Source organism: Arthrobacter sp. NPDC080031 (assembly GCF_040702485.1).
In the GTDB taxonomy this organism is placed as follows: domain Bacteria; phylum Actinomycetota; class Actinomycetes; order Actinomycetales; family Micrococcaceae; genus Arthrobacter.
This window is the reverse complement of the sequence record NZ_JBFBLA010000014.1, coordinates 99238-124317: the sequence shown is the minus strand read 5'-3', so window position 1 is coordinate 124317 and position 25080 is coordinate 99238. Positions and strand designations below refer to the sequence as shown.

The window sequence follows — 25080 nt, the reverse complement described above, 5'->3', positions numbered from 1 at the left end:
AGTCTTCGACACTTGGCCAAAAAACAAACCGCACAGTCAGTTTATTAGGAGTAGAAATGAACATCTCAGCCAAAACAGCCCTCATCACTGGAGCGTCCACGGGCATTGGTTCGGTCTTCGCCCGAAGGCTGTCTGCCGAGGGCGCGCGCTTGATTCTGGTTGCCCGCAGCCAGGACAAACTTGACGCGCTTGCAGGCGAACTCCGCGAGCACGGCACCGACGTGACTGTCCTGGCAATGGACTTGAGCCTGCCGGATTCAGGGAAGGAACTCCACCTCGCCACAGAGGCGCTGGGGCTCAAAGTGGACATCCTGGTCAACAATGCGGGATTCGGAACACACGGACAAGTTCTCCATGCAGACGCTGACCGCTACGTCGAACAAATCCAGTTGAACTGCTCCACCTTGGTCGGCACCTCTACGCGCTACCTGCCCGGAATGGTCGAGCGCGGCGCCGGGGCCATTATCAACATCGCGAGTACGGCCGCGTTCCAGCCGATACCCCACATGGCGGTCTACGGCGCGACAAAGGCCTTCGTGCTCTCGTTCACCCAGGCGCTATGGGCAGAGACACAAGGCACAGGCGTGAAAGTACTCGCCGTTTGCCCGGGGGCCACGGACACGCCCTTCTTTGAAATCGCCGGAGAGGCTGCAGCCGCTGGATCCATGCGGACCCCGGAGCAGGTTGTAGACACCGCCATGTCCGCGATCCGCGGGAATAAGCCGAGCGTCGTGGATGGCCGGCTCAACTCCTTTGTTGCCCGGGTTGCCGTCAAGCTGCTCCCGGAGAAGCTTGTGATCGCGGCCGCCGGACGGGCCGTGCGCCCGGCCAACTAGTCCCCACCGGCTCCCAGCCGTCGCGAGCGAGCTTTCCCAACCGGAGTTCGAGCGGCTGGAACACTACCTGCGGAACTAAGAATCCGGACTTGGGATCGGCCCAGTGCGCGGGACACCGCCAGGCAGCAGCGAACCGCGGGCCGCACCTACCATGCCTTCCACTGCGCGGGCCAGGTGCGTACCGCGGTCGCTGACGCCGTCCCAGCGCACCAGCGCCTGGGCATTCAGGCCGTCCACCATGCCCAGGATCTGCCAGGCAACTGACGGAGCGTCGGACGTCTCGAACTCACCAGCGTCGATCCCCGCTTCGACGACGCGCTGCACCACCGCTTGCCACGCATCCATCTGCTCACGGACGCAGGCTGCGAGCGCTTCGTTCCGCCGCCCCAGGGTCCACGCCTCCACCCAGATGGCAGTGACATCGAGGCGGCTGCCGTCCATGAGCGTTTCGAGGAGCATCCCGAGTTGTTCCAGGGGAGTCGGCAGCCTCTCCAGAAGGCCCGCGACCTCCTCGGTCTCCGCCGCCACGATGGTCGCAAAGATGCCTGCCACGAGGGCCTCCACATTGGGCTGGTAATGCGCAACAAGCCCCGAGGCCACACCCACCCGCGCTGCCACGTTGCGCAGGGTGATGGCGGAAAGCCCCTGCTCAAGCGCTATTTCCCTGGCGGCCTCGGCTATTTCGGCCGCGCGTTCGGCCGGCGTCTTCCGCGCAGCGCGTTTCTGTATGGTGCTTGACATCACACAACAGTCTAAAGTAGTTTTCTTCTTATTGATCACGCGATCAACAAGAACGTGCCGAAGGGCACCCACCCAGCCGCACGCCAGGGCAAGGACGCCCTGGCCCTCGCGGCTACCACCTCACAACACAGAGGAGACTTCCATGGCCTGGAGAATGCCAGCCGAAACCGCACCCCACGAGCGCACCTGGATGGCGTTCCCCCGCACTGGCCTGACCTTGGGCGAGGACCCCGCTTCGGCGGAAGAAGCGTACGCAGCCTGGACCGCCGTCGCCCATGCAGTGTCCGAGTTCGAGCCTGTCACCATGGTGGTAGACCCCAGCGAACGAGACCGGGCCAGCCGCATGCTCGGCGCCGGAATCGAACAGCTTGAGGCTCCCCTCGACGAGTTCTGGATGCGCGACGTCGGAGCCACGTTCGTCGTCGACGACGAGCGTCCCGGCGTGCTCGGCGCAGTCGACTGGATCTTCAACGGCTGGGGCGCCCCGGCTTGGTCCGAATGGGAGAAGAGCGCCGGAATGGCCCGCTTCGTCGCCGAAGCGTCCGGTGCGGAGCTGGTCACCTCCTTGCTGGTCAACGAAGGCGGCGCCATCCACGTCGACGGCGAAGGCGCTGTCCTCGTCACCGAAACCGTCCAGCTGGATCCACGCCGAAACCCTTACGCGGACAAGGCACGCGTGGAGGCGGAACTGTCACGGACGCTGGGCACTACCCACACCGTGTGGGTACCGCGAGGCCTCACACGTGACTACGAGGACCTCGGCACGCGCGGCCACATCGACATGGTGGCCACGCTTCCCGCCCCCGGCCGCGTCCTCCTGCACTCGCAGACCAATCCCGGGCACCCCGATTTCGAGGTCAGCCGCACCCTCCAGCGGTTCTTCGAAACCCAGCAGGACGCCGCGGGCAAGCCGTTCGAGATCACTTTGCTTCCCGCGCCTGCAACCCTGCGCGACGAGGAAGGCTTCGTCGACTGGAGCTACGTCAACCACCTCGTAGTCAACGGCGGCGTGATTGCGTGCGGCTATGGCGAGGAGCGGGCCGACGCCCTGGCCGCGGAAATCCTGGCGGAGGCCTACCCGGGCCGCCGCGTCGTCACCGTGGACGCCCGGCCGATCCTCGCCCGGGGCGGAGGAATCCACTGCATCACCCAACAGCAGCCCAAACTCAACAGCCAGGCCGCACGATGAGCCGCTTCGACGTCGTCGAGGCCTCCATCGCGCAGTTGCGCGCCGCACTGGAGGCCGGCGAGGCAACCAGCGAGGAACTCACGCAGGCCTATCTGGACCGCATCGACGCCTACGACCGAAACGGCATCAAGCTGAACGCACTTGTTGTCATGAACCCCCACGCGCTCGCAGATGCCCGGGCCTCCGACGAGCGCCGCGCACGCGGCGCCACCCTCGGGCCCCTCGACGGCATTCCCTACACCGCCAAGGACAGCTACCTGGCCAAAGGGCTCACGGCCGCCGCGGGCTCCCCCGCGTTCGAGAACCTCATCGCCCAACGCGATGCCTTCACCATCGAACGCCTCCGCGCGGCAGGCGCCGTGCTCATCGGCCTGACCAACATGCCACCCATGGCAAACGGCGGCATGCAGCGCGGCGTCTATGGACGCGCCGAGAGCCCTTACAACGGCGATTTCCTCACCGCGGCTTTCGGGTCCGGGTCCTCGAACGGCTCGGGCACCGCGACCGCGGCGAGCTTCGGAGCCTTCGGCCTGGGCGAGGAGACCTGGTCCAGTGGCCGCGCGCCGGCGTCGAACAATGCCTTGTGCGCGTACACACCGTCGCGTGGAGTCATCTCGGTGCGCGGCAACTGGCCGCTGGTTCCCACCATGGACGTCGTGGTGCCCCACACCCGGTCCATGGCAGACCTTTTCGAACTGCTCGATGTCATTGTTGCCGACGACGCCGAAACACGCGGCGACTTCTGGCGCGCGCAACCGTGGGTGGAGATCCCGGCAGCGTCCCGGGTCCGTCCGGCTTCCTACCCGGCACTGGCACCTGCCGACGTCGACGGCGCGCGCTCGGCACTGAAGGGCAAGCGCTTCGGGGTGCCGGCCATGTACATCAACGCGGACCCCGACGCCGGTACCAGCGGAACTCCCGGCATCGGCGGACCCACCGGCCAGCGAATCCACACGCGCGAATCCGTGATCGAACTCTGGGAGGCTGCCCGGCGGGACCTCGAAGCCGCAGGCGCCGACGTCGTGTTGGTGGATTTCCCCGTGGTGTCCAACTACGAAGGTGACCGCCCGGGCGCGCCCACCATCGCCACCCGCGGACTGGTGAGCCCGGAATATCTTCGACGGGAGATCGTCGATCTCTCGGCCTGGGCGTGGGAGGACTTCCTCGCAGCCAACGCCGATCCGGCGCTCAACAGCCTGGCCGACGTCGACGGCGCCACGATCTTCCCGCACCCGGACGGCGCGCTTCCGGACCGCTATGACGGGTTCGACGACGACATCGCCGACTACCCGGCGCACATCCGCGCTCACCGGGTTGCTTCCGCGACCGACATCCCGTGCCTCGAAGAAGGCCTTCGCGGACTCGAAGAGACCCGGCGGGTTGACCTTGAGGAATGGATGGACGGTCTCGCCCTGGATGCGGTCATCTTCCCGGCCGCCGCCGACGTCGGACCAGCCGACATGGACGTCAACGAATCCTCAGCCGATCTCGGCTGGCGCAACGGCGTCTGGGTGGCCAATGGCAACCTCGTTCCGCGGCATCTGGGGATCCCGACGGTCACCGTGCCGATGGGGACCATGAGCGATACCGGCATGCCCGTGGGGCTCACGTTCGCCGGCCGCGCGTACGACGACACTGCACTGCTGGCCCTGGCAGCGGCCTTCGAAGCAACAGGCGAGCGCCGCACCGTTCCTCCGCGCACGCCGCGCCTGGACTAAAGGATCAGGTGGACTCGTCGTCGAAAGGAGCCTTCTGCCCGGCCGCCAACCGCACAACCGGGCGGGCAGGAGGCTGGACCGGGGCGGGGACGACCGGCTCAGGAAGCGGCTCGTCCTCCAGGAGGGCTTCGCGGATAATACGGCGGGGGTCGTATTGGCGTGGATCCATTTTCCGCCAATCGATGTCCTCGAATTCCGGGCCGAGCTCCTGGCGGATCTTTTCCTGCGCGCCGGAGGCCATGCGCCGCAGTTCGCGGATAAGCCGCCCCAGCTTCCTCGCGTACTCCGGAAGCTTGGTTGGTCCAAGGACCAAAACAGCAATGATCAGGAGAAGGACTACCTTCTCGACCGAAATATCGATCATGGCTCCATTCTAAATCCAGCGCCCGGGCGCGCCGGGCGGCAGGGGGCTTGGAAGACCGGGCTTAGGAGATCGCGTACAACGCGACGGCAAGTCCCTGCATGCTGTGTGTCAACGGCAAACTTCAAGAACACGGAAGCCAGCGCCGGCTGGCGCCATCGCCCCGGCCATGGCAGCATCGGACGGTGACTACAGATACCCGTCCGTACGTCGAGCCCGGGCGGCCGGAACCTGCCGTTCCGCTACTTGGCGGGGACGTGACGGAGGGGCTCGTCCGGGTCGGCGACACGGTGCGGCGCCCTGTAAGCGATGCTTCGCAGCGGGTCCGCCGCCTCCTTGACTACCTGCAATTGGCCGGTTTCCAGGGAGCACCCCGCTTCCTGGGCATCGACGGAAGCGGCAGGGACACCCTGAGTTTCGTTCCCGGCGACACGGCCGGCCGCCCCTGGCCAAGCTGGGTCGCCGATGAATCGAGCGCCGTCAGCGTCGCCCGCTTGGTGCGCAGCTACGATGACGCCGTGCAACCGCTCGGCATACCCGGCTGGGCACGCACGGGCGAGGATGCCGATCCGCAGGGGTGCCCGAGCTCGATTGCGGGACCGGCGACATTCCTCGCCCACATGGACATCACCCCGGAGAATGTCGTCTTCCGGCAAGGTACCGCCGTCGCCCTGATCGACTTCGATTTGCTGCGCCCCGCAACCCGGGCGGAAGAAGTCGCGAACTTACTCCTCTGGTGGGGCGCCTGGATGCCCGACGCCGACCGCGATCCTGTGATGCGCAAGGTCGACGCCGCCTCCCGCGGTGCCGTGCTGGTGGACGCCTATGGCCTGGGTCCAGTTGATCGCGCCAAGGTAGTCGAGGTGGCCAGGAACGGCGCCGACCGTTCCTGGCATTTGATGCGGCACAGGGCACTCACCCAGGGCGGCGGCTGGAAGAGGATGTGGGACGAAGGCGTCGGTGACAAGATTCTTCGCCGCCAGGCGTGGCTGGCCGAAAACGCCGCAGTTCTCCACGCCGCAATAACCTGAGCGGCCTCTAGACCTCGTCGAGGTGACGCAGGAGAAAGGGAAGTGTGGCCCGCATCGTCCGCAGATCGCCGTCGCTGGCTGCTTGCTCCCCAAGGTAGTCTCCGTGGTTTCCCGGCACGATCATCAGCCGGCTCCCCGGGATGGCCCGCGCCATCTGCACCCCGTGCTCGGGTTTGATCACGTCACGGTCGGCGAGCAACACGAGGGTCGAGGCCGTGATGGAGCCCAATTGCTCGTCGGACCATCCGGGAAACGTCAGCATTCGCTGGCTGTCCAGGACAAAGAGTTTCTCAAGGTGTTGCGGGTCCGGATTGAGCTTGCGGTCGGCGTCCCGGTAGACCTCGGGCATGTCTGCGGAGGTGGCGTTTTGGAGCCCATCCCAGAAGCCATCCACCATGCCATCGGGTGCGGCCATCGACGACGCGATGATCAACTTTCGTACCACCCCAGGATGTTCCATGGCCAAGGCAAGCGCGGTGTGGCCGCCGGCACTGAAGCCGAGCACATCCACCAACCGCACGTCCAGCTGACGAAGGACTGCCTCGACGTCTGCGGCTGAGTTTTCGGCGGTGAGGGGGCGGTCGATCGGCGCCGTGTGGCCATGACCTTCCTCTTCGACGGCGATGACTTGCCTCGTCCCGGTCAGCAGCGGGATGAGCTCCCGGAAGTTCGACTCGATCGTGGAACCGCCGCCATGGATCAATAACAAGGGCGTGCGGCCCGGCCGGCGTTTGCCATGAACCTCGTAATACATCCGCAAGGGGCCGTTGTCCGCGTAGCCGTGCTCAAAGTCCACGTCCCCACCCTAACTGCCGGCTGTAGCTACTTGGCAAGGGATTGAGGAACTCAACGCGCCTCAACAATTCGATTAATGAGAATGATTATTGATAGCATCAATGCTCATTCATCGCTCCTATCCGAAAGTTCCCCATGCACCCTGCCCTCCTGGTTCAAGACCTGAGGGTGTCCCTCCGGGGACGCGCCCTCATTGACGGAGTCAGCTTCGCTCTTGACCGGGGTCAAAGACTGGCCCTTCTCGGAGCCTCGGGTTCCGGCAAGTCCCTGACCGCGGCCGCCCTCCTGGGACAGCTTCCAGCCGCGATGAGTGCTTCCGGACGGTTGCAGATCAACGGAGTAGACGTGCCGTTGTCCAAGAGGCGAAGCAGGCGCGCGGGGATCACCGCAATCCATCAGGACCCGATGTCCTCGCTCAATCCCTTGGTACGCCTGGGCAAACAGCTTGAGATCCCGCTACGTCATGCCGGCCTTTCGGTGCCCGCGGCACGGCAACAGGCACTTGAACTCCTCGTGTCGGTGGGAATAGAGGAAGCCGAACGGACCATGGAAAGCTTCAGCGGCGAATTGTCGGGCGGCCAGCTGCAGCGGGTCTGCATCGCTCTCGCCCTGGCCTGCCGCAGCACCGTCCTCGTGGCGGATGAACCCACCACCGCACTGGACATGGTCAGCCAGGCCAAGGTCCTCGATGCCTTGTCCTTGTATTCGGAATCCACCCATTCCACAGCCGAGCAATCCACAGCCGCCGCGATGTTGTTCATTACACACGACCTCGCCGTGGCTGCGGCCTTTTGCCACCAGGCCCTTGTCCTGGGTTCCGGCCGGATCGTCGAGGAGGGACCGATGCAGTCGCTCCTGGAGCGGCCCAAGCACCCATACACGAAGCAGCTGGTGGACGCCGCCCATGCCGGCTTCGATTCCCTGCCCTCCGAAGCCACCGCGCCCTCGGAAGCAACGGCATGAATGCGGTATTGAGCGCCGACGAGCTGGGTCTGTGCTACCCGGGCAGAGGGCTCCTGAAGCAACGGTCAGCCCGGCCCGCGTTGCGGGACGTTTCCCTCGGCATCGCCGCCGGCGACAGCATCGGGCTCGTGGGCTCCTCGGGCGCCGGTAAATCCACGCTCCTGCGGATCTTGCTTGCTTTGGAGAAGCCGGATGCCGGAACCGTCGCTTTCAATGGCTCCCCGGTTGTGCCCGGCCCGGCTTCGTCCTTGAGGTGGTACCGCCGGGCGGTGCAATACATCCCGCAGAATCCGTCCGCGAGCCTTGACCCGGCCATGAGCGTGGAACGCCTCCTCCTGGAACCCCTGAGGCAACTGCGCATCGACGGAGACCACCGCGGGATGATCCTGGATGCCCTGCAGCGGGTCGATCTCGAACCGGGCATGCTGACGCGCCGGCCCCGGGAACTCTCCGGCGGGCAAAAGCAACGCGTGGCCATTGCACGGGCCCTGGTCCCCGCGCCGAGCATCCTTCTGGCAGACGAGCCGGTCAGCGGACTCGATCTTCCCCTCAGGAATACGGTCCTGGAGCTCATGGAACAGCTGGTCCATCGGGACGGGCTGGGGCTCCTGTTCGTCTCCCACGACCTGGCCGCCGTCGCCCGCCTGTGCCCTCAAACCCTGGTCCTCTCCGGGGGACGCGTGGTGGAACAAGGACCCACGGCGGCCGTATACGCCAACCCGGCGACCCGGGAAGCCAAAGAGCTCGTAACCGCCATCCCCCGGCTGAACAGAAACAAGGAAAAAGACAAGCCATGAAGGATGTGATCCCGCGCGCGGAGCCCTCGCCCCGGCTCCTGCTGGCCAGCCAGCTCATCTTCAACCTAGGCTTTTACTCGGTTGTCCCCTTCCTGGCGGTATCGATGCGCGAGGACTTTGGCATGGGTGCAATGATCGTGGGAATCGTCCTCGGAGCCCGGACCTTCGCCCAGCAAGGATTGTTCCTCATGGGCGGTGCAGCCGCGGATCGTTGGGGAGCCCGGCCCGTGATGATCGCCGGGTGCCTGGCCAGGATTTCCGGGTACCTTCTGTTGCTCTGGGCTTCGGACTTCCCCCTTTTCCTCCTGGGAGCTGTCATCACAGGGGTGGGTGGTGCCCTCTTCTCACCCGCTTTGGAGAGCCTAGTCGGCGCGGCCGAAGAACGACGTGCGGCCATTCAGCCCCACAAAACCACTGTTTTTGCGCTGCTGGTCATTTTCGGAGAAATCGGGGCCGTAGCGGGTCCCCTGCTGGGCTCCGTCCTGCTCGGGACCGGCTTCGACACTGCCTTGCTCGTCGGGGCGGGCATCTTCGCCGTGATGGCTGTGGTCTTCGCAGCTTTCCTTCCAGCGACAAACGCGGGTGCGGTCAAGACGTCCGCCGGACACGCGGCGGCCGCACCGGCGTCGGACGCTTGGTCCTGTCTCAGGAAGAAGCGCTTCGTCTCATTCGCGACCTTCTATAGCGTCAACCTCTTTGCCTACAACCAGCTCTACTTCGGGCTACCCATCGAGCTGGAACGAAGCGATGCGGGTTTGGGTGCGCTTTCGGCGATTTTCGCCTACGCATCCATTGTGACCATCGCCCTGCAGTGGCCCATCGCCAGGCTCATGAAACGGACGGGGGCGGGTGTAGCGCTCGCTGCGGGATTTGCCGTCCAGGCCTTGGGGTTCATCGCTATCGCAGCCATGGCCGCCTTCCCCCCGCCTGCTGCATTTCCTGCGCTGCCGGCGTTCCTGCTGGTCACCGCGCTCGCCCTCGGACACATGTGCGTGGGACCCGTTGCCATGGATCTGGTCCTCGATTTTGCCTCGGGACACCCCACCGGCGCCTACTATGGCCTGCTCGCCAGCTGCGGCGGAACGATGGTTCTCCTCGGCAATGTCCTCCTGGCTCCCTTCTATGAACAGGCCGCCACACCATCCGCTGCCGCGGCCACTCCGTGGCTGATGTCGGCAATCTTCGCCATAACGTCCGCGGCTCTCATTGGCCGTTTCCTTCCGGCACCGGCCCCGGCGCCGCGGCCGCAACAACTCCACTCCGTCTAATCCACTCGCACCCACAAAAGACAGGCACCCCATCCATGGCTATTCCACGTCCAAAAGCTATTGCCGCGATACTCCTCTCCTCCGCGATGGCCGCAGCACTGACCGCTTGCTTCGCCCAAGGCAACACTCCAGCTACCAGCAGCACTGATTCCCGAATCAAAGTAGCCATGTTGCAGCCACCCCGTTCAGGACTCACTCCCCTGAGCGACGACGCCTTCAAGCTCTCACGTTGGAAGACCGCCGAGACACTGATTGTTCTGGATGCCCTCGGCGATGCCCAGCCATCGCTTTCAACAGCCTGGAAGCAACTGGACAGCAAGAACTGGCGCTTCGAACTCCGCACAGGCGTGAAATTCCATGACGGGACGCCTCTGACGGCCGAGCAAGTGGCAGCATCGTTGACGGCGGCGGCCAACGCAAAGCCCAGGCCCCGGATCCTCGACGGCGTCCAGCTGAGCGTCCGCACGGACGGCGTGAACGCCGTCGTCGTGACCACCCAAACGGACGACCCCCTGGTTCCGCAGCGGCTTTCCAGCCCGCAGCTTTCCATCCTTGCCGCGTCCGCCTACAAGCCCGGCGGGGTCGTGAGCCCCATCAACGCCGGAACGGGCCCCTATGTCCTTGCGTCCGCGGACGGCACCAGCTCGGCAACACTCAACCGCTTCGCTGACTATTGGGGCGAGAAGGCGGCGAGCGGCGGCGTCGACGTCCAATACGTTCCCGACGGTACGGCGCGCGCGGCCGCGCTGAGGACCGGAACTGCCGACGTCGTGGAGGCCATTCCCGTCGGGCAGGTCTCCCAGATCAAGACGGAGCTGATTCATGAAGTCCCCATGCCCCGCACCAATACCCTCTATTTGAACACCAAGGCGGGTCCCTTCGCGGATCCGGCTGTCCGGGCAGCGGCACGCAGCTCGGTGGAACGGGACACCATTGTCGACCGGGTCTACGAGGGACGTGCGGACATCGCCGAAGGCCTTCTGGGTCCGGCTCTCCCCTGGGCCGCCAAGGAGCGGCAAAACACCACATACGTCGAAACCCTGAAGAGGCGCGCGGAAGCAGCCCCCGCCAATGGCCGCCGCATCAAACTCGGCACGTTCACGGACCGGGCAGAATTGCCTGAAGTTGCCGTGCAGCTTGAGCAGCAGCTCGAAGCCGCCGGCTTCATCGTCGAGCAGGAAGTCCGCGAGTACCAGCACATCGAGGCAGACGCCCTTGCCGGCAGGTTCGACGCGTTCATCCTGTCCCGGGCCACGGTCCTCGACTCCGGCGACCCCGTCGCCTACATGTTCAGCGACTTCTCCTGCAAAGGCTCCTTCAATATCTCCCAATTCTGCGATGCAGAGGTGGACGCAGCACTGGGCAAGGCCGCAGCCATTCCGGCAGGCCCGGAGCGCCGGGCGGCCATTGCCGCCGCCGAGGCGCTGATCCTCTCCAAGGATGCGGCCGTGCCGCTGCTGCACGAACGCGTCATCCAAGGCGAATCAGCCAGGATCCGCAATGTGGAACGTGATCCCCGCGAGCGCGCACTGATCACCAGCAAGACAGGAATCGCCGGCTGATGCGGGCCCCGGCGTTCATCAAGACCGCGGCTTCCCGGGCCGTGGCACTCTTCGCCATCGTTGTGCTGATCGGGCTCTTGCCATGGCTTTCGGGGCAAAGGCCGGAATACACCATCCTGCGGGCGCGGTACGCCGACCGGGAAGCGACTGATGAAACGCTGGGCATGATCCGCGCGGAGCTCGGACTCGATCGAGGACCACTGCACATCTTCCTCGACTGGGCCGGAGGCCTTTTGCGTGGGGATATGGGAAATTCCTGGATCACCAATACGCCTGTTGGCCCCGGCACCGTGGAAACCCTCGGAGTCTCCGTCACCCTGATGGCGTGCGCGGTGGCCGTTGCAACGGTGGTGTCCACCGCACTGTGCGTTCCTTCCGTGATGCGCGGGCTGGCCGGGAACCCCGGGCGAGGCTCCGGCATCGTGGCGGCGGCCATGACTGCCCTCCCCGAGTTCCTTTTGGCAGCGATGCTCCTTATCATCGGTGCGGTTTGGCTGGGCTGCTTCCCGCCCTATGGCTGGCAGGGCCTGGACCACGCGGTATTGCCGGCCCTCTCCCTTGGCCTGCCCGCCGGCGGCCTCATCGGGCGGCTGCTTGCCGACGCCATCAGCCTGGCGTTCGCCGAAAAATGGGTGGCCACGTGGGCCATGGCAGGAGCCAGCCGCTCCAGGCTCACCGCGGCGGTGCTCCGCCGGGCCCTGCCATCGGTGACGAGCCAGATCGGGCTTGTCCTCATTGGCCTCACCGGCGGGGCCGTCGCAGTGGAGAAGGTCTTCGCGATTCCAGGTTTGGGCCGTGCGGTCCTGGGCGCGGCAAGCGCCCAGGACATACCGGCGCTGCAGGCGGGAGTACTGGCCCTCCTGATGCTGGCCATCGGGGCAGGTTCCCTGAGCGCCGGGGCCCGATACCTTCTGTTGGGAGCGGCACTGCGCTCGGGGACACTTCCGGTTCCGGACCCGCCGGGAAGTTCACGACGGCGGGATGCCACCGTTCCGCTCGTTGCGGCGGGAGCGTTGCTGCTCATCGTCGTCGCAGGCTTGCTTCGCGATCCATTCACCTCAAAACATGCGCGGCTTGCAGTCCCGGGCTTCGAACTGCCCTTCGGGGCCGATGCCAGCGGACGGGACCTCCTTGCGCGGGTAGGACACGGGGCCGTGTCCACGTTGGGAACGGCTTTGCTCGTGGTGCTGGCGTGCCTTGTGATCGGGATTGTCGTCGGGCTCTTCCCGCTCGCCGCGACCGGTCCCCTTGAAGTAGCCAACGCCGCTCCGCCCATCCTGGCCGGCCTGATCGTTGCCGTGATGACCGGGCCTTCGGCCGAAGGTGCGGCGCTAGCGGTCACCTTGGTCAGTTGGGCACCCCTGGCCGCCCACACGGCGGCCTTGGCGCAGGAAGCCAGGGCGCAGCCCCACGTGAAGATCCTTCCGGTCCTGGGCGTGGGAAGGGTCCGCATCCTCTGGCGCTATATGCTCCCTGCCGTCGTCGGCCCGGTGTTCAGGCATTCCATGCTCCGGATACCGGGGATCGCACTCGCCTTGGCTGCCTTGGGGTTCCTCGGACTCGGCCCCCATCAGCCCTCGCCGGAGTGGGGCCTTATCCTTGCCGAGGGAATCAACTACGTGGAGCGTGCCCCTTGGGCCGTTGCCGCTCCGGCGTCGGCGTTGATCCTCGCCTCGATCCTGGCGGTTTCACTGTCGAGCGTGGCGTGGTCGCGCTCGCAGGGGTCAAGCAGTGAAGGCCGCCCTCAACAACCGACCAGTTTCGCCCCTGAAACTGGCGCGCCCGCCCGGAACCACGCGGCGGGAACCGGGAACCTGCGTCAAAAACAGTAGATCGTTGAGGAGGCCAACCCTCGAGGCGGGATCCCCGGCAATTGACTCATTCGAATATATGTTCGAAAATTGAAGCATGTCACCTCGCCTGTCTTCCGCCTCGCCGGCTTCGCTGCGCGATGACTTACAGGCGCAGATCCACCTCATGCAGGGTAAGCGCGGAAGCGAACGTTCGCTGCCCGTACTCCCCTCGCTCAGCAGGCTCCTCCCGGGAGGACTGCGCCCGGGAGCGGCGTACTCCATACAGGGATCCATGTCGCTGGCCATGGCATTGATGGCAGGTCCGTCACGCAATGGCTCATGGTGCGGGGTAGCAGGGCTGCCTGACTTCGGGGTCGAGGCGGCAGCAGGTTTCGGCATTGCGCTCGACCGGTTGGTGCTGGTGCCTGACCCCGGGAGCAGCTGGACGCCGGTGATCGCCGCCATGGCGGATGTTCTCTCGGTGGTGCTCGCCCGTGCTCCGGAAAGAATCGCACCCGCCGAGGCTGCCCGCTTGGGAGCCAGGCTCCGGGAGCGGAGTTCCGTCCTCCTTGTCCTGGGACCATGGGCGCAAAGTGAAGCCGTCTTGCAAGTGAATGGATACGAGTGGGCAGGGCTCGGACAGGGGCACGGACATCTCGCCAAGCAGGAGCTCGAGCTCGAAGTCGCCCTGCGGGGCAGTTCCCGCCGGGCCTCCGTGGACCTTGCGGACAGCGGTCCGGTAGATCTGTCCCGGCATCGGATGGGAGCATGATGCTGTTTCAACTTGAAACCCCGGTGCGCGCGTTGGTGACCTGGTTCCCGGATTGGCCCCTTGTCGCCGCCCGCTTGGCAGACGCCCTCCCGCCTGATGTACCCGCGGCAGTCATAGGCCAAGGCGTCATAGCTGCTTGCTCCGCGGAAGCCCGGGCAGAGGGAGTGGTCCGGGGCCTGCGGCTGAGGGAGGCGCAGACCCGTTGTCCTGAACTGGTGGTATGTGCCGTTGATCCTGTGCGCGATGCGAGGGAATTCGAGCCTGTGGTCTCCTCCCTCGAGGAACGGACTCCTGGCGTGGAAGTGCTCCGCCCCGGCCTGTGCGCTATCCGGGCCAAGGGTGCCGCCCGATACTACGGCGGAGAAGAAGCGGCCGCAGGTGCCGTGCTGGAATCGGCGGACAGCCTCGGCGTGGAAGCCCGGGTGGGGATCGCCGATTCCGTGTTCGCCGCCGAGCAAGCCGCCCGGAGCACCAGCGAACTCTCTGCCGTTCTTGTCCTCCCGCCGGGTTCTTCCCGGGATTTCCTGGCTCCATTTCCGGTGGGAGTACTAGGCCAGCCAAAGCTGGCTTCCTTGCTCAAACGCCTTGGCATCCTCACCTTGGGGAATTTCGCCAATCTCCCTGCCGCAGATGTCCGGGCCCGTTTCGGGGCTGCCGGAATCACTGCGCACGCCTTGGCAAGCGGACAGGATCCTCGCAAAGTGGTCCCCCGGACTCCACCGCGGAAACTGGATCAACGGGTGGAATTCGAACCCGGCCTGGACCGGGTTGACCAACTCGCCTTCCAGCTCCGGGCCACGGCAGACGCCTTCGTGGCCGGGGTGCAGACGGAAGGCCTGGTCTGCACGGAGCTGAGGGTCCTGATCACCGACGAGGCAGGAAGCCGCTCCGAGCGGACGTGGGGCCACCCCCGCCACTTCACGGCCAGCGACGTCGTGGACAGGGTGCGTTGGCAGCTTCAGTCACAGCCTGTTGCCCAGAGCAGAATGCCCGACGGCGGGACGCACGACGGCGGCATGGCTCGCGGCGGGCTGTCGTCACCTGTCACTCGGGTCGAGTTCGTCCCCGTCCGGGTGGACTCCATCGCCCATCATGGGCGGGCGCTCTTTGGAGACGGAGCCGAGGAACAGATTCATCATGGACTCAGCCGGATCCAAAGCATGCTGGGACATGAAGCCGTAGTAGTGCCTGCGATCTCCGGAGGGCGCTTGCTGGCCGAGCGGCGCCGCCTGGTTCCTTGGGGAGATGCCTTGCCCGCGGGAACGGCCGCCCTGGCCTCCAGGCCGTGGCCCGGCAGGATTCCAGACCCGCAGCCCGCCACGGTGTTCGCTTCCCTCATCCCTGTCCTGCTTCTTGATGCGGACAAGGAAAAAGTCCGCACAGACCATCGAGGCGGATTGATGGCCCCGCCAAAGTGGTTCTGTCCCGGCGGAGACCCTGCACGACGCCGACTCGTAGCTCAGTGGGCAGGACCCTGGCCGCTGAAACAGCGGTGGTGGGACGCCGACCATCGCCTTGAAGCTGACCGGTTTCAGCTTGTGGACGGGAACGGAGAGGCCTGGCTCCTTCTCCTGGACGAGCAGAACTGGTGGGCCGAGGCCCGCTACGACTGAACGCCCGGGTCGAACACCGAACTTTTAGTCAGGAAGACAAAAATGGCTTGGAACAACCCGTCAATCCCATGGTCGGAGTTCGAACGCACGCTGTCGGACCGGCGAGTGCCGGAGATCGGCAAGGCCACAGGAGACGGCGGTGACAGCCCCGCCTGGTCAAGGAAGCGCGGGCCATACCGCCCGGTCCCCCTCGATCCGGCAAGGGTCGCGTCCAGGGCGGGTGCCGCCGTCGTGCCTTATGCCGAACTGCACGCGCATTCGCACTACAGCTTCCTGGACGGCGCCTCCTCACCCGAGAAACTGGTTGAGGAGGCGGTCCGGCTGGGCATCCATGCCCTCGCGCTGACCGATCACGACGGCTTTTACGGGATCGTGCGGATGGCGGAGGCCGCCGAAGCCTACGAGTTGAAGACAGTGTTCGGCGCTGAGCTGTCCCTCGGACTCAGCAAACCCCAGCAAGGGGAAGCCGACCCCGAAGGTGACCATTTGCTCGTCCTCGCCCGCAAGGAAGAGGGCTACCACCGCTTGGCAGGGGCGATGACGTCCGCGCATCTGGCGGCCGATGCCGAGAAAGGCCATCCCATCTACGACCTCGATGCGCTGGCGCATTCCCTGAGGGGCCACTGCCTGGTGCTGACCGGATGCCGCAAAGGCTCGGTCCGGAGGGCCCTCCTTAGCGACGGCGAGCAAGCCGCCGCCCTTGAGGTGGAGGAGTTGATCGAGAGATTCGGGCGGGAAAACGTGGTGGTGGAGCTCTTCGATCACGGGAATCCCCTCGACAGCAGCCACAACGACGCCCTCGTCCGTATTGCCGACCGTGCGGGCATACCTTTCATCGCCAGCAACGCCGTCCACTATGCGTCCCCGGAGGGATACCCGCTGGCCACGGCCATGGCGGCTGTCCGGGCACGCCGCAGCTTGGAGGAACTTGACGGGTGGCTGCCCGCAAGCAGCGGCGCCCATCTGCGGAGCGGTTCCGAGATGGCGGCGCGGTTCGCCCGCTACCCGGGCGCGGTGGAACGGACTGTCGAGATCGCTGACGAGCTGGCGTTCCAGTTACGGGCCGCCCGCCCGAAGCTCCCCAAGCTTGATGTTCCTGCAGGGCACAGCCTTATCACCTGGCTACGGCAGCTTGTTGAAGAAGGCGTCAGGGACAAATACCCGGACGCCGACGAACGGGTCCATCGCCGGATTGAACAGGAACTCGCGGTGATCGAGGCGAAGAACTTCCCCGGTTATTTCCTGATTGTGCACGACATTGTGAAGTTCGCCCGTTCCCGCGGCATCCTCTGCCAAGGCCGGGGTTCCGCGGCGAACTCGGCCGTCTGTTACGCGTTGGGGATCACCGCCGTCGACAGTATCTTCTACAACCTTCCGTTTGAGCGTTTCCTCTCCAGCCTGCGCGAGGAAGAACCGGACATCGACGTCGATTTCGACTCTGACCGGCGGGAAGAAGTCATCCAATACGTCTACCGCAAGTACGGACGGTTTAACGCGGCCCAGGTGGCGAATGTCATCAGTTACAGACCGAAGAACGCCGTCAGGGACATAGCCAAGGCGCTCGGCTACAGCCAGGGCCAGCAGGACGCCTGGTCCAAGCGGCTCGACCACTGGGGAGACCTCAGCGAAGGCAAGACCAATAACATCCCGGGCCCGGTGCTGGACCTTGCTGATCAGATACTCGGCTTCCCCCGGCACCTGGGCATCCACTCGGGTGGCATGGTCCTCACCGAACGGCCTGTTGGCGAGGTGGTACCCATCGAGCGTGCCCGGATGGAAAACCGCACGGTCCTCCAATGGGACAAGGACGATTGCGAATGGATGGGCCTGGTGAAGTTCGACCTTCTCGGCCTCGGCATGCTCGCCGCCCTGCAGTACTCCTTTGATTTGATCGACAAGCACTTCGGTGAGCGCTGGACCATCGAGACCATCCCGCGGGAAGAACCGGCCGTCTACGACATGCTCTGCCGGGCCGACTCGATCGGGGTGTTCCAAGTGGAATCACGGGCCCAGATCAGCACGCTGCCGAGGCTGAAGCCGAGGGAATTCTACGATCTGGTGGTCGAAATCGCGCTGATCCGCCCAGGTCCTGTCCAAGGCGGTGCCGTCCACCCGTACATCCGACGCCGTGCAGGCACGGAAAAGGTCACGTACCTGCATCCATTGCTGGAGCCCGTGCTTAAGCGGACCTTGGGCGTGCCCTTGTTCCAGGAGCAGCTGATGCAGATGGCGGTTGCCGTGGGTGGCTGCACCGCCGAGGATGCGGACCTCCTCCGCCGCGCGATGGGCTCCAAACGGGGCCGGGAGAAGATCGAGTCGCTGGAGGCCAAGCTCTATGCGGGGATGGCGGCCAACGGGATCAGCAAGGACGACGCCGACGCCATCTACGCCAAGATCCAGGCCTTTGCGAACTTCGGTTTCGCGGAGTCCCATTCCTTGAGCTTCGCAGTGTTGGTCTACGCGAGCTCGTGGCTGAAGCTGCACTATCCGGGCGCTTTCCTCGCGTCCCTGCTTCGGGCACAACCCATGGGTTTTTACTCCCCGCAAACCCTCGTGGCGGATGCCCGCAGGCACGGGGTCCACGTACTGCGCCCGGATGTACTGCATTCCCTTGCCGAGGCGACCCTCGAAGTGCTCGGCGAGGCCACAACGGCCGAGGCGGGCCAGGTGGGCGGCATGGATTCCTGCCTGGATTTCCACCAGCCGGAGATCGGCCTCTTCCAGCAGGATCAACCACGCGAGGACCACCTGCACCGGCGGGACGGCTCACATGCGGTGCGGTTGGGGCTCGACGGCGTCACGTCCATCGGGACCGAGGTGGCGAAGCGGATCGTCGCCGAGCGTGAGGAGCATGGTGCCTACCGGGACATGGCGGATCTGTCCCGCCGGGCGAATCTCAGCGCGGACCAGCTCGAGGCACTCGCGTCGGCCGGCGCGCTCGATTCGCTGGGGATGAACCGCCGCGAAGCACTGTGGCAGGCCGGCGATGCCGCGCTTGAGCGGGAAGGACAATTGCCAGGGACCCACGTCGCCGTCCAGCCGCCGTTGCTGCCCGAGCTCTCTCCCCTGGAAAATGTTGCCTACGACATGTGGGCCACAGGAATCAGTACCGATGACCACCCGATGCGCCATGCCCGCGGGGACCTGGATTCCAGAGGGGTGCTGCGGGTGGACCGGCTTTCCCGGGTCGAGTCCGGTACTCGTGTTGAAGTGGCCGGGGTCGTGACCCACCGTCAACGTCCCCAGACCGCGCAAGGGATCACCTTCGTCAATCTGGAGGACGAGAGCGGCATCCTCAACGTCATCTGCAGCGTTGGCCTCTGGAAGAGGCATCGCCGCGTGGCCCGGGAATCATCCGCACTGATCGTCCGGGGTTTCCTTGAACGATCGCCGGAAGGAGTCACCAATCTCGTGGCGGACAAGCTGGAACCCTTGGTCCTGACAGTGAAGTCCAACTCCCGCGATTTCAGGTAGCCGGAAACCAGGCCCGGGCCGGGTTGGTCACTGTCGGGGCGTCCCGGAACTGTTCGGGCTGTGCCACCCAGCCTACGCCGTTGGCGATGACCCTCTGGATCTGCGGTTGGTGGTAGACGGGGTACTCCTGGTCGCCCGGGCTGAAGTAGAAGATCCGCCCCTTGCCACGGGAGAACGTCACGCCGGAGCGGAACACCTCGCCGCCTTCGAAGGAGCTGATGAAGATCAAGTCGTCCGGCTCCGGGATGTCGAAGAGCTCGCCGTACATCTCCTGTTTGGGGATCAGAATGGGGCTTTCGACGCCGGCGGCGATCGGGTGCGATGGCTTGACCGTCCACACGAGCTCGCGTTCGCCGTCGTTGCGCCATTTGAGCGAACACGTTGTACCCAGCAGCCGGGTGAAGATCTTCGCGAAATGCCCCGAGTGCAGCACCACGAGGCCTGCCCATCCCGCCCAAAACATGCCGTTGGACGCGTTCCACCACTTCATCGCCCACCTCGTGGTGCGCGATGTGTCCCCACCAGAGCAGGACGTCGGTGGCAGCCAGGGTTTCCTCGTCCAGCCCGTGTTCGGGGTCGGTGAGGGTCGCCGTCGATATCCCGGCATCCGGGAAGAAGCCCCGCAGGCCGGCGGCAATGGCACCGTGGATGCCGTCCGGGTACATCTCCGCCATGGTGTCCGGTTCGTTGCGCGACTCGTGGACGGCTTCGTTCCATACGACGATCTTCAGTTTCTTGTCAGTCATCAGAGCACCACTTCGCGCTGTTCGAGGGCGGACTTGTAGCAGGCATCAAGGATAAGGGCCCGGCTCAGGGCGAGCGATCCGTCGTGTTGTCCCCAGACCGTCTCCCCGCCGCGGATCGCGGCAATGAAGTCGTCGACGACGGCCTGGTGGGCAAGGCCGGGGAGGGCTTCGGGCTCGTAGTCGGCGTTTTCGCCGTCTTTCTCCGTGAAGATCTTCAAGCTGCCGACCGGCTGCAGCGGCGCCCCGACGGCGCGCAGTTCGGCACCGCCGTCCGTCCCGTAGACCGTGAAGTCGAGGAGGTCGTCCATCTCACGGTAGCTCGCCCAACCCGCTTCGAGGATCAGGGTGCCGCCGCCTTCGAGCCGGATGAAGGCAGAGGCGAAATCCTCTACTTCGAATTTGTGGCTCGCGGGCCCAGCGGTGTACCGGGCGTTGCCGCCACGGCCCTGCGGACCCAGCTCCGAGTGTGTCTGCGCCGAGACGGACAGGACCTTGGGCTCGCCCAACAGGTGGAGCGAGTAGTCCAGCACGTGGACTCCGATGTCGGCCAGCGGACCGCCGCCGGACAGCTCAGGATTGGTGAACCAGCTGCCGAGGGTAGGGATTCCGGCGCGGCGCAGCCAGGAGGCCTTGGCGTAGTACGGACGTCCGAGTCCGCCGACGTCGATGATGCTCTTGAGTTTTTGAATGTCGCCGCGGCGGCGGTGGTTGAACGCAACGTCCAGGACGCGGCCGGCCTTCCGGGCCGCCTCGACCATGGCTCGTCCCTCGTCGCCGTTGCGCGCCAATGGCTTTTCGCTCAGCACATGCAGCCCACGCTCCAGCGCCGCTATGGAAATCGGCGCGTGCAGGAAGGTCGGAACGGCGACGCTGATTGCATCCAGGCCTTCCAGCCCGATCATGTCTTCCCAACGGGCGAAAGCATGCGGAATGCCGTATTCCTGCTTCATCTGGGCGAGGAGGCCTTCTTCCATCCCGGCGACGGAGACGATATCCACGCCTTCGATGCTGCTGTAAGCCTTAAGGTGCTGTTGGCCAGCCCATCCGATGCCCACAACGCCCACTTTGAGGCGAGTTGGCGCTGCTTGCTGCTGAATGCCCACGGAATTCCTGTCTTTTCACGTAACTCGGTTAGGGCCAATAAATACGCTTTCATGGGCCTCAGACAGCGTCAACCGGTTAGGCGCTTCGACTTTTGGAACGCACCCCCGCTGCTTGAGCTGCAGCGGGGGTGCGCACCATCATGCGTTGGCGATGAGCCCCAGTTCGGCCTTCGAGGCGAGGGAGGGGTGCTTCGGGAAGACCCGGACGGTGTAGCCGAAGGATCCGGAGCGGTTGATCAGGATGGAACCGGTGAACAGGTGCCTCCCGTTGCCGAGGTCCTCTGTTTCGGTCAGCTCGACCAGGGCGACATCCTCCAGTTCGTCTCCGTCCTGGGCCCGGCCATATGCCACTTCAACCGACACGTCCTCGGGCGTGAGTTCGTGGAGGGCGATGTAGGCGTTGACCTGGAGGGTGTCCCCGATCTGCGGCTCTTCGGAGACACCGATGGAATCGACGTGTTCCACGCTCAGCTGCGGCCAGGCGCTGCGGACCTTCGTGGTCCAGGCCGCGAGTTCCTTGGCTTCCTTGAAGGATGCCGTTCCCGCCTGCCTGCCGGCGACGGCTGCGGGGCGGTAGAGGGTGTTGACGTAGTCCTGGAGCATGCGGTCGGCCGAGACTGCCGGGCCGAGGTGGGCCAGGGTGTGCTTGATCATCGAGACCCAGTGCGTCGGGATGGTTTCCGGGCCGGACTGCGAGGGCCCGGCGGCACCGGCGTCCGCGGAGACCGTGGAACCGTAGAAGCGCGGGGCCACCTGGGTCTCCAGGAGCTCATACAGGGCGGCGGCTTCGATGTCATCGCGTTCGGTCGGTGACGCGTCGTTGTTCGCGGTCGGGATCGCCCAGCCGTTCTCGCCGTCGTACATCTCATCCCACCAGCCGTCCAGGACCGAGAGGTTCAGGGAACCGTTGATCGCGGCCTTCATCCCGGAGGTCCCGCAGGCCTCAAGGGGCCGGAGCGGGTTGTTCAGCCACACATCGCAGCCCGGGAACAGGGTGCGGGCCATGGCGATGTCGTAGTTGGGCAGGAACACGATCCGGTGCCGGACAGCGGGGTCGTCGGTGAACTTCACCAGGTCCTGGATCATTTTCTTGCCGGCGTCATCCGCGGGGTGGGACTTGCCGGCGATGACCAGCTGGATGGGGTGCTTCGGGTGCAGCAGCAGCGCCTTGAGCCGGGCCGGGTCCCGGAGCATGAGGGTCAGGCGCTTGTAGGTGGGCACACGCCGGGCGAAACCGATCGTCAGGACGTCCGGGTCCAGCACGGTGTCCGTCCAGCCCAGCTCGGCATCGGCCGCCCCGCGCTTCTTCCACGAAGATCGCAGGCGTCTGCGCACGTCATCGACCAAAGCAGAACGCAACTCGCCCCGCAGGCCCCACAGCTCGGCATCATCCACGTCGTAGATCTTGTCCCAACCGGTGGCATCGACGTCGGTGCTGCCAAAGTGCTTTGCAGCGAGCCGGCTCATCTTGGGATCGATCCAGGTGGGTACGTGGACGCCGTTGGTGACGGAGGTGATGGGGATTTCGGAGTGGTCAAAGCCTGGCCAGAGCCCGGAGAACATCTCGCGGGAGACCACGCCGTGGAGTTTGGCCACGCCATTGGCCCGCTGTGCCAGGCGCAGGCCCATGACGGCCATGTTGAAGACCGCGGGGTTGCCGCCCTCGTAGTTTTCCCGGCCGAGTTCCAGGACCTTCTCCACCGGCACGTCCGGGGCCAGGCCGGCGTCGAAGAAGTGCCTGATCTGCACGGCCTCGAAGCGGTCGATGCCGGCAGGCACGGGGGTGTGGGTGGTGAACACCGTGGACGCCCGGCCCGCGGCCAGGGCCTCGGACCAGCTCAGCGGGGCCTCGGAGGACATGAGTTCCTGGATGCGTTCGATGCCCAGGAACCCGGCGTGGCCTTCGTTGGTGTGGAACACTTCCGGGGCCGGGCTGCCGGTGAGGCGCTGGTAGACGCGCAGCGCCTTCACCCCGCCCATGCCCAGCAGCAGTTCCTGCTGCAGGCGGTGGTCACCGCCGCCGCCGTAGAGGCGGTCCGTGATCCCGCGCGCGGCGTCGTCGTTGGCCGGAACATTCGAGTCGAGCAGCAGCAGCGGCACGCGCCCGACGTCGGCCCGCCAGATGTGCGCCCGCAGCGTCCGGTCACCAGGCAGGGGAAGTGTGACCAGAGCCGGCGAACCGTCTTCCTCACGCAGCATTGTCAGGGGCAGGCCGTCCGGGTCAAGGACCGGGTAGGTTTCCTGCTGCCAGGCGTCCCGGGATAGGGACTGCTTGAAGTAACCCGCCTGGTACAGCAGCCCGACGCCGATCAGCGGCACCCCCAGGTCCGAAGCGGCCTTCAAATGGTCCCCGGCCAGGATCCCCAGGCCGCCGGAATACTGCGGAAGCACCTCGGTGATCCCGAACTCCGGGGAAAAGTACGCGATGCACGCCGGAGCGTCGGGACCCAGGCCCTGGTACCACCGCGGCTCGCTCAGGTACCGGTCCAGGTCCGCAGCCGCGTGCTGGACACGCTCAATGACTGCGCCATCCTCAGCGAGTTCATGCAGTTCCTCGCGGCTGACCAGGCCCAGGAAGGTCATGGGGTCGTGATTGCTTTGCTCCCAGGCCTCGGGATTCAGCGCGGAAAACAGTTCACGTGTCGGCAAATGCCACGACCAACGCAAGTTCTTCGCCAATCGTGCCAGCGGGGCGATTGCTTCCGGCAGAACCGTTCGGACCGTGAACCGTCGAATCGCTTTCACTTCCGGCCGCCTTCGAACGCGGACAGGGCCGGTTGGGTCAACGTTTCCATGCGGTGTACCTCCATGAGGTTGTTGTGATGATTGGGGAGATGTTGGCTAGGGGCGGGACCACCGGGGCACCGGGTGAGGAGGCTTCGCCGGGCGCCACCATTGCTGGGCAAGCGCTTACATTCTTTCTTTGAGCGGCATCATTGGCTTCACAGGCGCACGGGTTCCTGAAACTCTGATCGGCGACTATCCGCCCTGTTGTATAGGAAGAATCTCATCGCCGTTCGTCGACGCGCCTTGTCGACGCGGGTCGATGGCTCGACAGTAGTTGGCGGCGCAACGGTGTGTCAAATGTCACAATCACGTGGGCTCGGACCGCGTAATGATTGGGTCGAATTGGCGGATTACACCCGAACGGCGCGGTTATTTAGGGCTCGACGGCGCGCGCCACGGTGGTGCTTCCGCGCAACGTCAGCACCGGTTCAGCGAGCCATTGCAGGGCATCTGCGCTCTCGCTCCTGAGGCGCCGGGAAAGGAATTGCGCAGCTTCGCGCCCCATCACCCTGGGTTCGGCGGACGCTGTAGTCAGGGCGGGCATGAAGCGCTCCGCGGAGCCGGCACTGGTGTTGATCGCGACAATGGACAGGGACTCCGGGACCCGCCAACCATGGCTCGCCGCAGCACCCAGAAGGCCTGCAGTAGCCGCTTCGTTGATCACCACGAGCCCGGTGGTTTCCGGGGATTCTTCCAGGATCTGTCCGAACACCGCGCGACCGCCGGCAAGTGAGCTCGCGGTCGGGAACAGCCGGGCACTGACCCCGTGCCGTGACGCGGCGGCTGCCACGGCATCCCAGGATCGGACCATCGGGCCGTAGCCGGTGTCCAGGGACTCACGCGAATGCGTCACGAGGCCGATTTCCTTGTGCCCCAGGCTAACGAGGTGCGACACAGCCAGCTCGCCCATCGCTTCAAAATCCGCGTCCACGAATGCCAGGCCAGCGGCATCCCTTGGCCGTCCAATGGTGACGAATGGAACCCCCGTTTCAAGGAGGACGGGAATCCTTTCGTCGAATGACCTGACTTCCATAAGGAGGATTCCATCCACCAGGCCCTGGGCAACGATCCGCTGCATCTCGCCCAGGTCGTCTGGGTCCATCGGCCACAGGAGAAGATGGTACCCGTCGACACGCGCTTGTTCGGCAGCGCCTTGAACGTATTCGAATTCCGTGGTGTTCATGCCTTGCTCCCCGACCGGGAAGATCAGGGAGAGGATGCCGGTCCGCTTGCCGGCCAAACCCTGGGCGAGCAGGTTCGGCGTATAGCCAAGGTCGGCCATGGCCTTCAGGATGCGCTCGCGCGTTTCGGGTGCAATCGGCCGGACACCGCTGAGGGCATAGGACACAGTGCTCCTGGAAACGCGGGCTACCCGCGCAACATCGGCCATGGTTACCAAGGACTATCCCCTCGTATTGTCGGTGGCTGGCCGGCGATGGACCCGCAAATGACTGCGGTCCGCCGGACGCTAGTCCCTCATAGTAAACCGTAATCGGTTGGCAAAGTGTTGCAGGCGTGCTGAGCCCACTGT

General features: G+C 65.3%; 18 protein-coding genes and 1 pseudogene. 12 read left to right on the top strand and 7 right to left on the bottom strand.

What is annotated here, in order from left to right:
• Nucleotides 1–56: 56 nt before the first annotated feature.
• Complete coding sequence (locus AB0323_RS13700; RefSeq protein WP_366177795.1) at nucleotides 57–836, top strand: SDR family oxidoreductase; 780 nt, start codon at nucleotides 57–59, stop codon at nucleotides 834–836.
• A 75-nt stretch (nucleotides 837–911) separates the two neighbouring features.
• Here the strand turns inward: AB0323_RS13700 and AB0323_RS13695 are convergent, their stop codons facing one another.
• Nucleotides 912–1577 (bottom strand): TetR family transcriptional regulator C-terminal domain-containing protein, encoded by a 666-nt coding sequence (locus tag AB0323_RS13695; protein ID WP_366177794.1) that lies wholly within the window; start codon nucleotides 1575–1577, stop codon nucleotides 912–914.
• 142 nt (nucleotides 1578–1719) lie between these two features.
• On the opposite strand from AB0323_RS13695, the gene AB0323_RS13690 reads away from it, so the two are divergent.
• Complete coding sequence (locus AB0323_RS13690) at nucleotides 1720–2766, top strand: agmatine deiminase family protein (protein ID WP_366177793.1); 1047 nt, start codon at nucleotides 1720–1722, stop codon at nucleotides 2764–2766.
• On the top strand, nucleotides 2763–4484 hold the full coding sequence (locus AB0323_RS13685) for an amidase (RefSeq protein WP_366177792.1): 1722 nt from the start codon (nucleotides 2763–2765) through the stop codon (nucleotides 4482–4484). The genes AB0323_RS13690 and AB0323_RS13685 overlap by 4 nt, the downstream gene beginning before the upstream one ends.
• Before the next feature lie 4 nt (nucleotides 4485–4488).
• On the opposite strand, the gene AB0323_RS13680 is transcribed toward AB0323_RS13685, so the two are convergent.
• Entirely contained in the window at nucleotides 4489–4848 is a 360-nt protein-coding gene (locus AB0323_RS13680; protein WP_366177791.1) for a sec-independent translocase, read from the bottom strand.
• A 182-nt stretch (nucleotides 4849–5030) separates the two neighbouring features.
• Between AB0323_RS13680 and AB0323_RS13675 the strand changes: the two genes are divergently transcribed.
• Nucleotides 5031–5876, top strand: coding sequence for a phosphotransferase (locus AB0323_RS13675; RefSeq protein ID WP_366177790.1), 846 nt, complete (start codon nucleotides 5031–5033; stop codon nucleotides 5874–5876).
• A gap of 7 nt (nucleotides 5877–5883) precedes the next feature.
• On the opposite strand, the gene AB0323_RS13670 is transcribed toward AB0323_RS13675, so the two are convergent.
• Nucleotides 5884–6672, bottom strand: coding sequence for an alpha/beta hydrolase (locus AB0323_RS13670; RefSeq protein WP_366177789.1), 789 nt, complete (start codon nucleotides 6670–6672; stop codon nucleotides 5884–5886).
• 134 nt (nucleotides 6673–6806) lie between these two features.
• Between AB0323_RS13670 and AB0323_RS13665 the strand changes: the two genes are divergently transcribed.
• The 8 genes from AB0323_RS13665 to AB0323_RS13630 all read left to right on the top strand — a co-directional run bounded on the left by AB0323_RS13665 (nucleotide 6807) and on the right by AB0323_RS13630 (nucleotide 18913).
• Nucleotides 6807–7634: an ABC transporter ATP-binding protein gene (locus AB0323_RS13665; RefSeq protein ID WP_366177788.1), complete on the top strand. Its 828-nt coding sequence runs from the start codon at nucleotides 6807–6809 to the stop codon at nucleotides 7632–7634.
• Complete coding sequence (locus tag AB0323_RS13660; RefSeq protein WP_366177787.1) at nucleotides 7631–8431, top strand: dipeptide/oligopeptide/nickel ABC transporter ATP-binding protein; 801 nt, start codon at nucleotides 7631–7633, stop codon at nucleotides 8429–8431. The genes AB0323_RS13665 and AB0323_RS13660 overlap by 4 nt, the downstream gene beginning before the upstream one ends.
• Nucleotides 8428–9699 carry an MFS transporter gene (locus AB0323_RS13655; protein WP_366177786.1) on the top strand — a complete coding sequence of 424 codons (1272 nt, stop codon included), beginning with the start codon at nucleotides 8428–8430 and terminating at the stop codon, nucleotides 9697–9699. The genes AB0323_RS13660 and AB0323_RS13655 overlap by 4 nt, the downstream gene beginning before the upstream one ends.
• A gap of 35 nt (nucleotides 9700–9734) precedes the next feature.
• Nucleotides 9735–11261: an ABC transporter substrate-binding protein gene (locus AB0323_RS13650; protein ID WP_366177785.1), complete on the top strand. Its 1527-nt coding sequence runs from the start codon at nucleotides 9735–9737 to the stop codon at nucleotides 11259–11261.
• On the top strand, nucleotides 11261–13093 hold the full coding sequence (locus AB0323_RS13645; protein WP_366177784.1) for an ABC transporter permease subunit: 1833 nt from the start codon (nucleotides 11261–11263) through the stop codon (nucleotides 13091–13093). The genes AB0323_RS13650 and AB0323_RS13645 overlap by 1 nt, the downstream gene beginning before the upstream one ends.
• A gap of 76 nt (nucleotides 13094–13169) precedes the next feature.
• A complete protein-coding gene (locus AB0323_RS13640) occupies nucleotides 13170–13826 on the top strand; it encodes a hypothetical protein (RefSeq protein WP_364533859.1) in 657 nt (218 codons plus the stop codon).
• Nucleotides 13823–15439, top strand: a complete 1617-nt coding sequence (locus tag AB0323_RS13635) for a DNA polymerase Y family protein (RefSeq protein WP_366177783.1) — start codon at nucleotides 13823–13825, stop codon at nucleotides 15437–15439. Before AB0323_RS13640 ends, AB0323_RS13635 begins: the two co-directional genes overlap by 4 nt.
• Nucleotides 15440–15481: 42 nt before the next feature.
• On the top strand, nucleotides 15482–18913 hold the full coding sequence (locus AB0323_RS13630; protein WP_366177782.1) for an error-prone DNA polymerase: 3432 nt from the start codon (nucleotides 15482–15484) through the stop codon (nucleotides 18911–18913).
• Here the strand turns inward: AB0323_RS13630 and AB0323_RS13625 are convergent.
• From AB0323_RS13625 to AB0323_RS13610, 4 genes and pseudogenes are all read right to left on the bottom strand, one after another.
• A pseudogene (locus AB0323_RS13625) lies at nucleotides 18906–19659 on the bottom strand (ThuA domain-containing protein). The gene AB0323_RS13630 and the pseudogene AB0323_RS13625 sit on opposite strands and share 8 nt — an antisense overlap.
• Complete coding sequence (locus AB0323_RS13620; protein ID WP_366177781.1) at nucleotides 19659–20762, bottom strand: Gfo/Idh/MocA family oxidoreductase; 1104 nt, start codon at nucleotides 20760–20762, stop codon at nucleotides 19659–19661. The pseudogene AB0323_RS13625 and the gene AB0323_RS13620 overlap by 1 nt, the downstream one beginning before the upstream one ends.
• Nucleotides 20763–20900: 138 nt before the next feature.
• Nucleotides 20901–23507 carry an alpha-glucan family phosphorylase gene (glgP, locus tag AB0323_RS13615; protein WP_366177780.1) on the bottom strand — a complete coding sequence of 869 codons (2607 nt, stop codon included), beginning with the start codon at nucleotides 23505–23507 and terminating at the stop codon, nucleotides 20901–20903.
• Between the two features lie 415 nt (nucleotides 23508–23922).
• Nucleotides 23923–24939, bottom strand: coding sequence for a LacI family DNA-binding transcriptional regulator (locus tag AB0323_RS13610; protein ID WP_366177808.1), 1017 nt, complete (start codon nucleotides 24937–24939; stop codon nucleotides 23923–23925).
• Nucleotides 24940–25080 lie beyond the last annotated feature (141 nt).

Coding starts and splice junctions, on each gene's coding strand:
- AB0323_RS13655 (WP_366177786.1), top strand. CDS start 8,428: ATGAAGGATGTGATCCCGCGCGCGGAGCCCTCGCCCCGGCTCCTGCTG.
- AB0323_RS13665 (WP_366177788.1), top strand. CDS start 6,807: ATGCACCCTGCCCTCCTGGTTCAAGACCTGAGGGTGTCCCTCCGGGGA.
- AB0323_RS13630 (WP_366177782.1), top strand. CDS start 15,482: ATGGCTTGGAACAACCCGTCAATCCCATGGTCGGAGTTCGAACGCACG.
- AB0323_RS13635 (WP_366177783.1), top strand. CDS start 13,823: ATGATGCTGTTTCAACTTGAAACCCCGGTGCGCGCGTTGGTGACCTGG.
- AB0323_RS13690 (WP_366177793.1), top strand. CDS start 1,720: ATGGCCTGGAGAATGCCAGCCGAAACCGCACCCCACGAGCGCACCTGG.
- AB0323_RS13695 (WP_366177794.1), bottom strand. CDS start 1,577: ATGTCAAGCACCATACAGAAACGCGCTGCGCGGAAGACGCCGGCCGAA.
- AB0323_RS13610 (WP_366177808.1), bottom strand. CDS start 24,939: ATGGCCGATGTTGCGCGGGTAGCCCGCGTTTCCAGGAGCACTGTGTCC.
- AB0323_RS13650 (WP_366177785.1), top strand. CDS start 9,735: ATGGCTATTCCACGTCCAAAAGCTATTGCCGCGATACTCCTCTCCTCC.
- AB0323_RS13700 (WP_366177795.1), top strand. CDS start 57: ATGAACATCTCAGCCAAAACAGCCCTCATCACTGGAGCGTCCACGGGC.
- AB0323_RS13680 (WP_366177791.1), bottom strand. CDS start 4,848: ATGATCGATATTTCGGTCGAGAAGGTAGTCCTTCTCCTGATCATTGCT.
- AB0323_RS13645 (WP_366177784.1), top strand. CDS start 11,261: ATGCGGGCCCCGGCGTTCATCAAGACCGCGGCTTCCCGGGCCGTGGCA.
- AB0323_RS13685 (WP_366177792.1), top strand. CDS start 2,763: ATGAGCCGCTTCGACGTCGTCGAGGCCTCCATCGCGCAGTTGCGCGCC.
- AB0323_RS13640 (WP_364533859.1), top strand. CDS start 13,170: ATGTCACCTCGCCTGTCTTCCGCCTCGCCGGCTTCGCTGCGCGATGAC.
- AB0323_RS13660 (WP_366177787.1), top strand. CDS start 7,631: ATGAATGCGGTATTGAGCGCCGACGAGCTGGGTCTGTGCTACCCGGGC.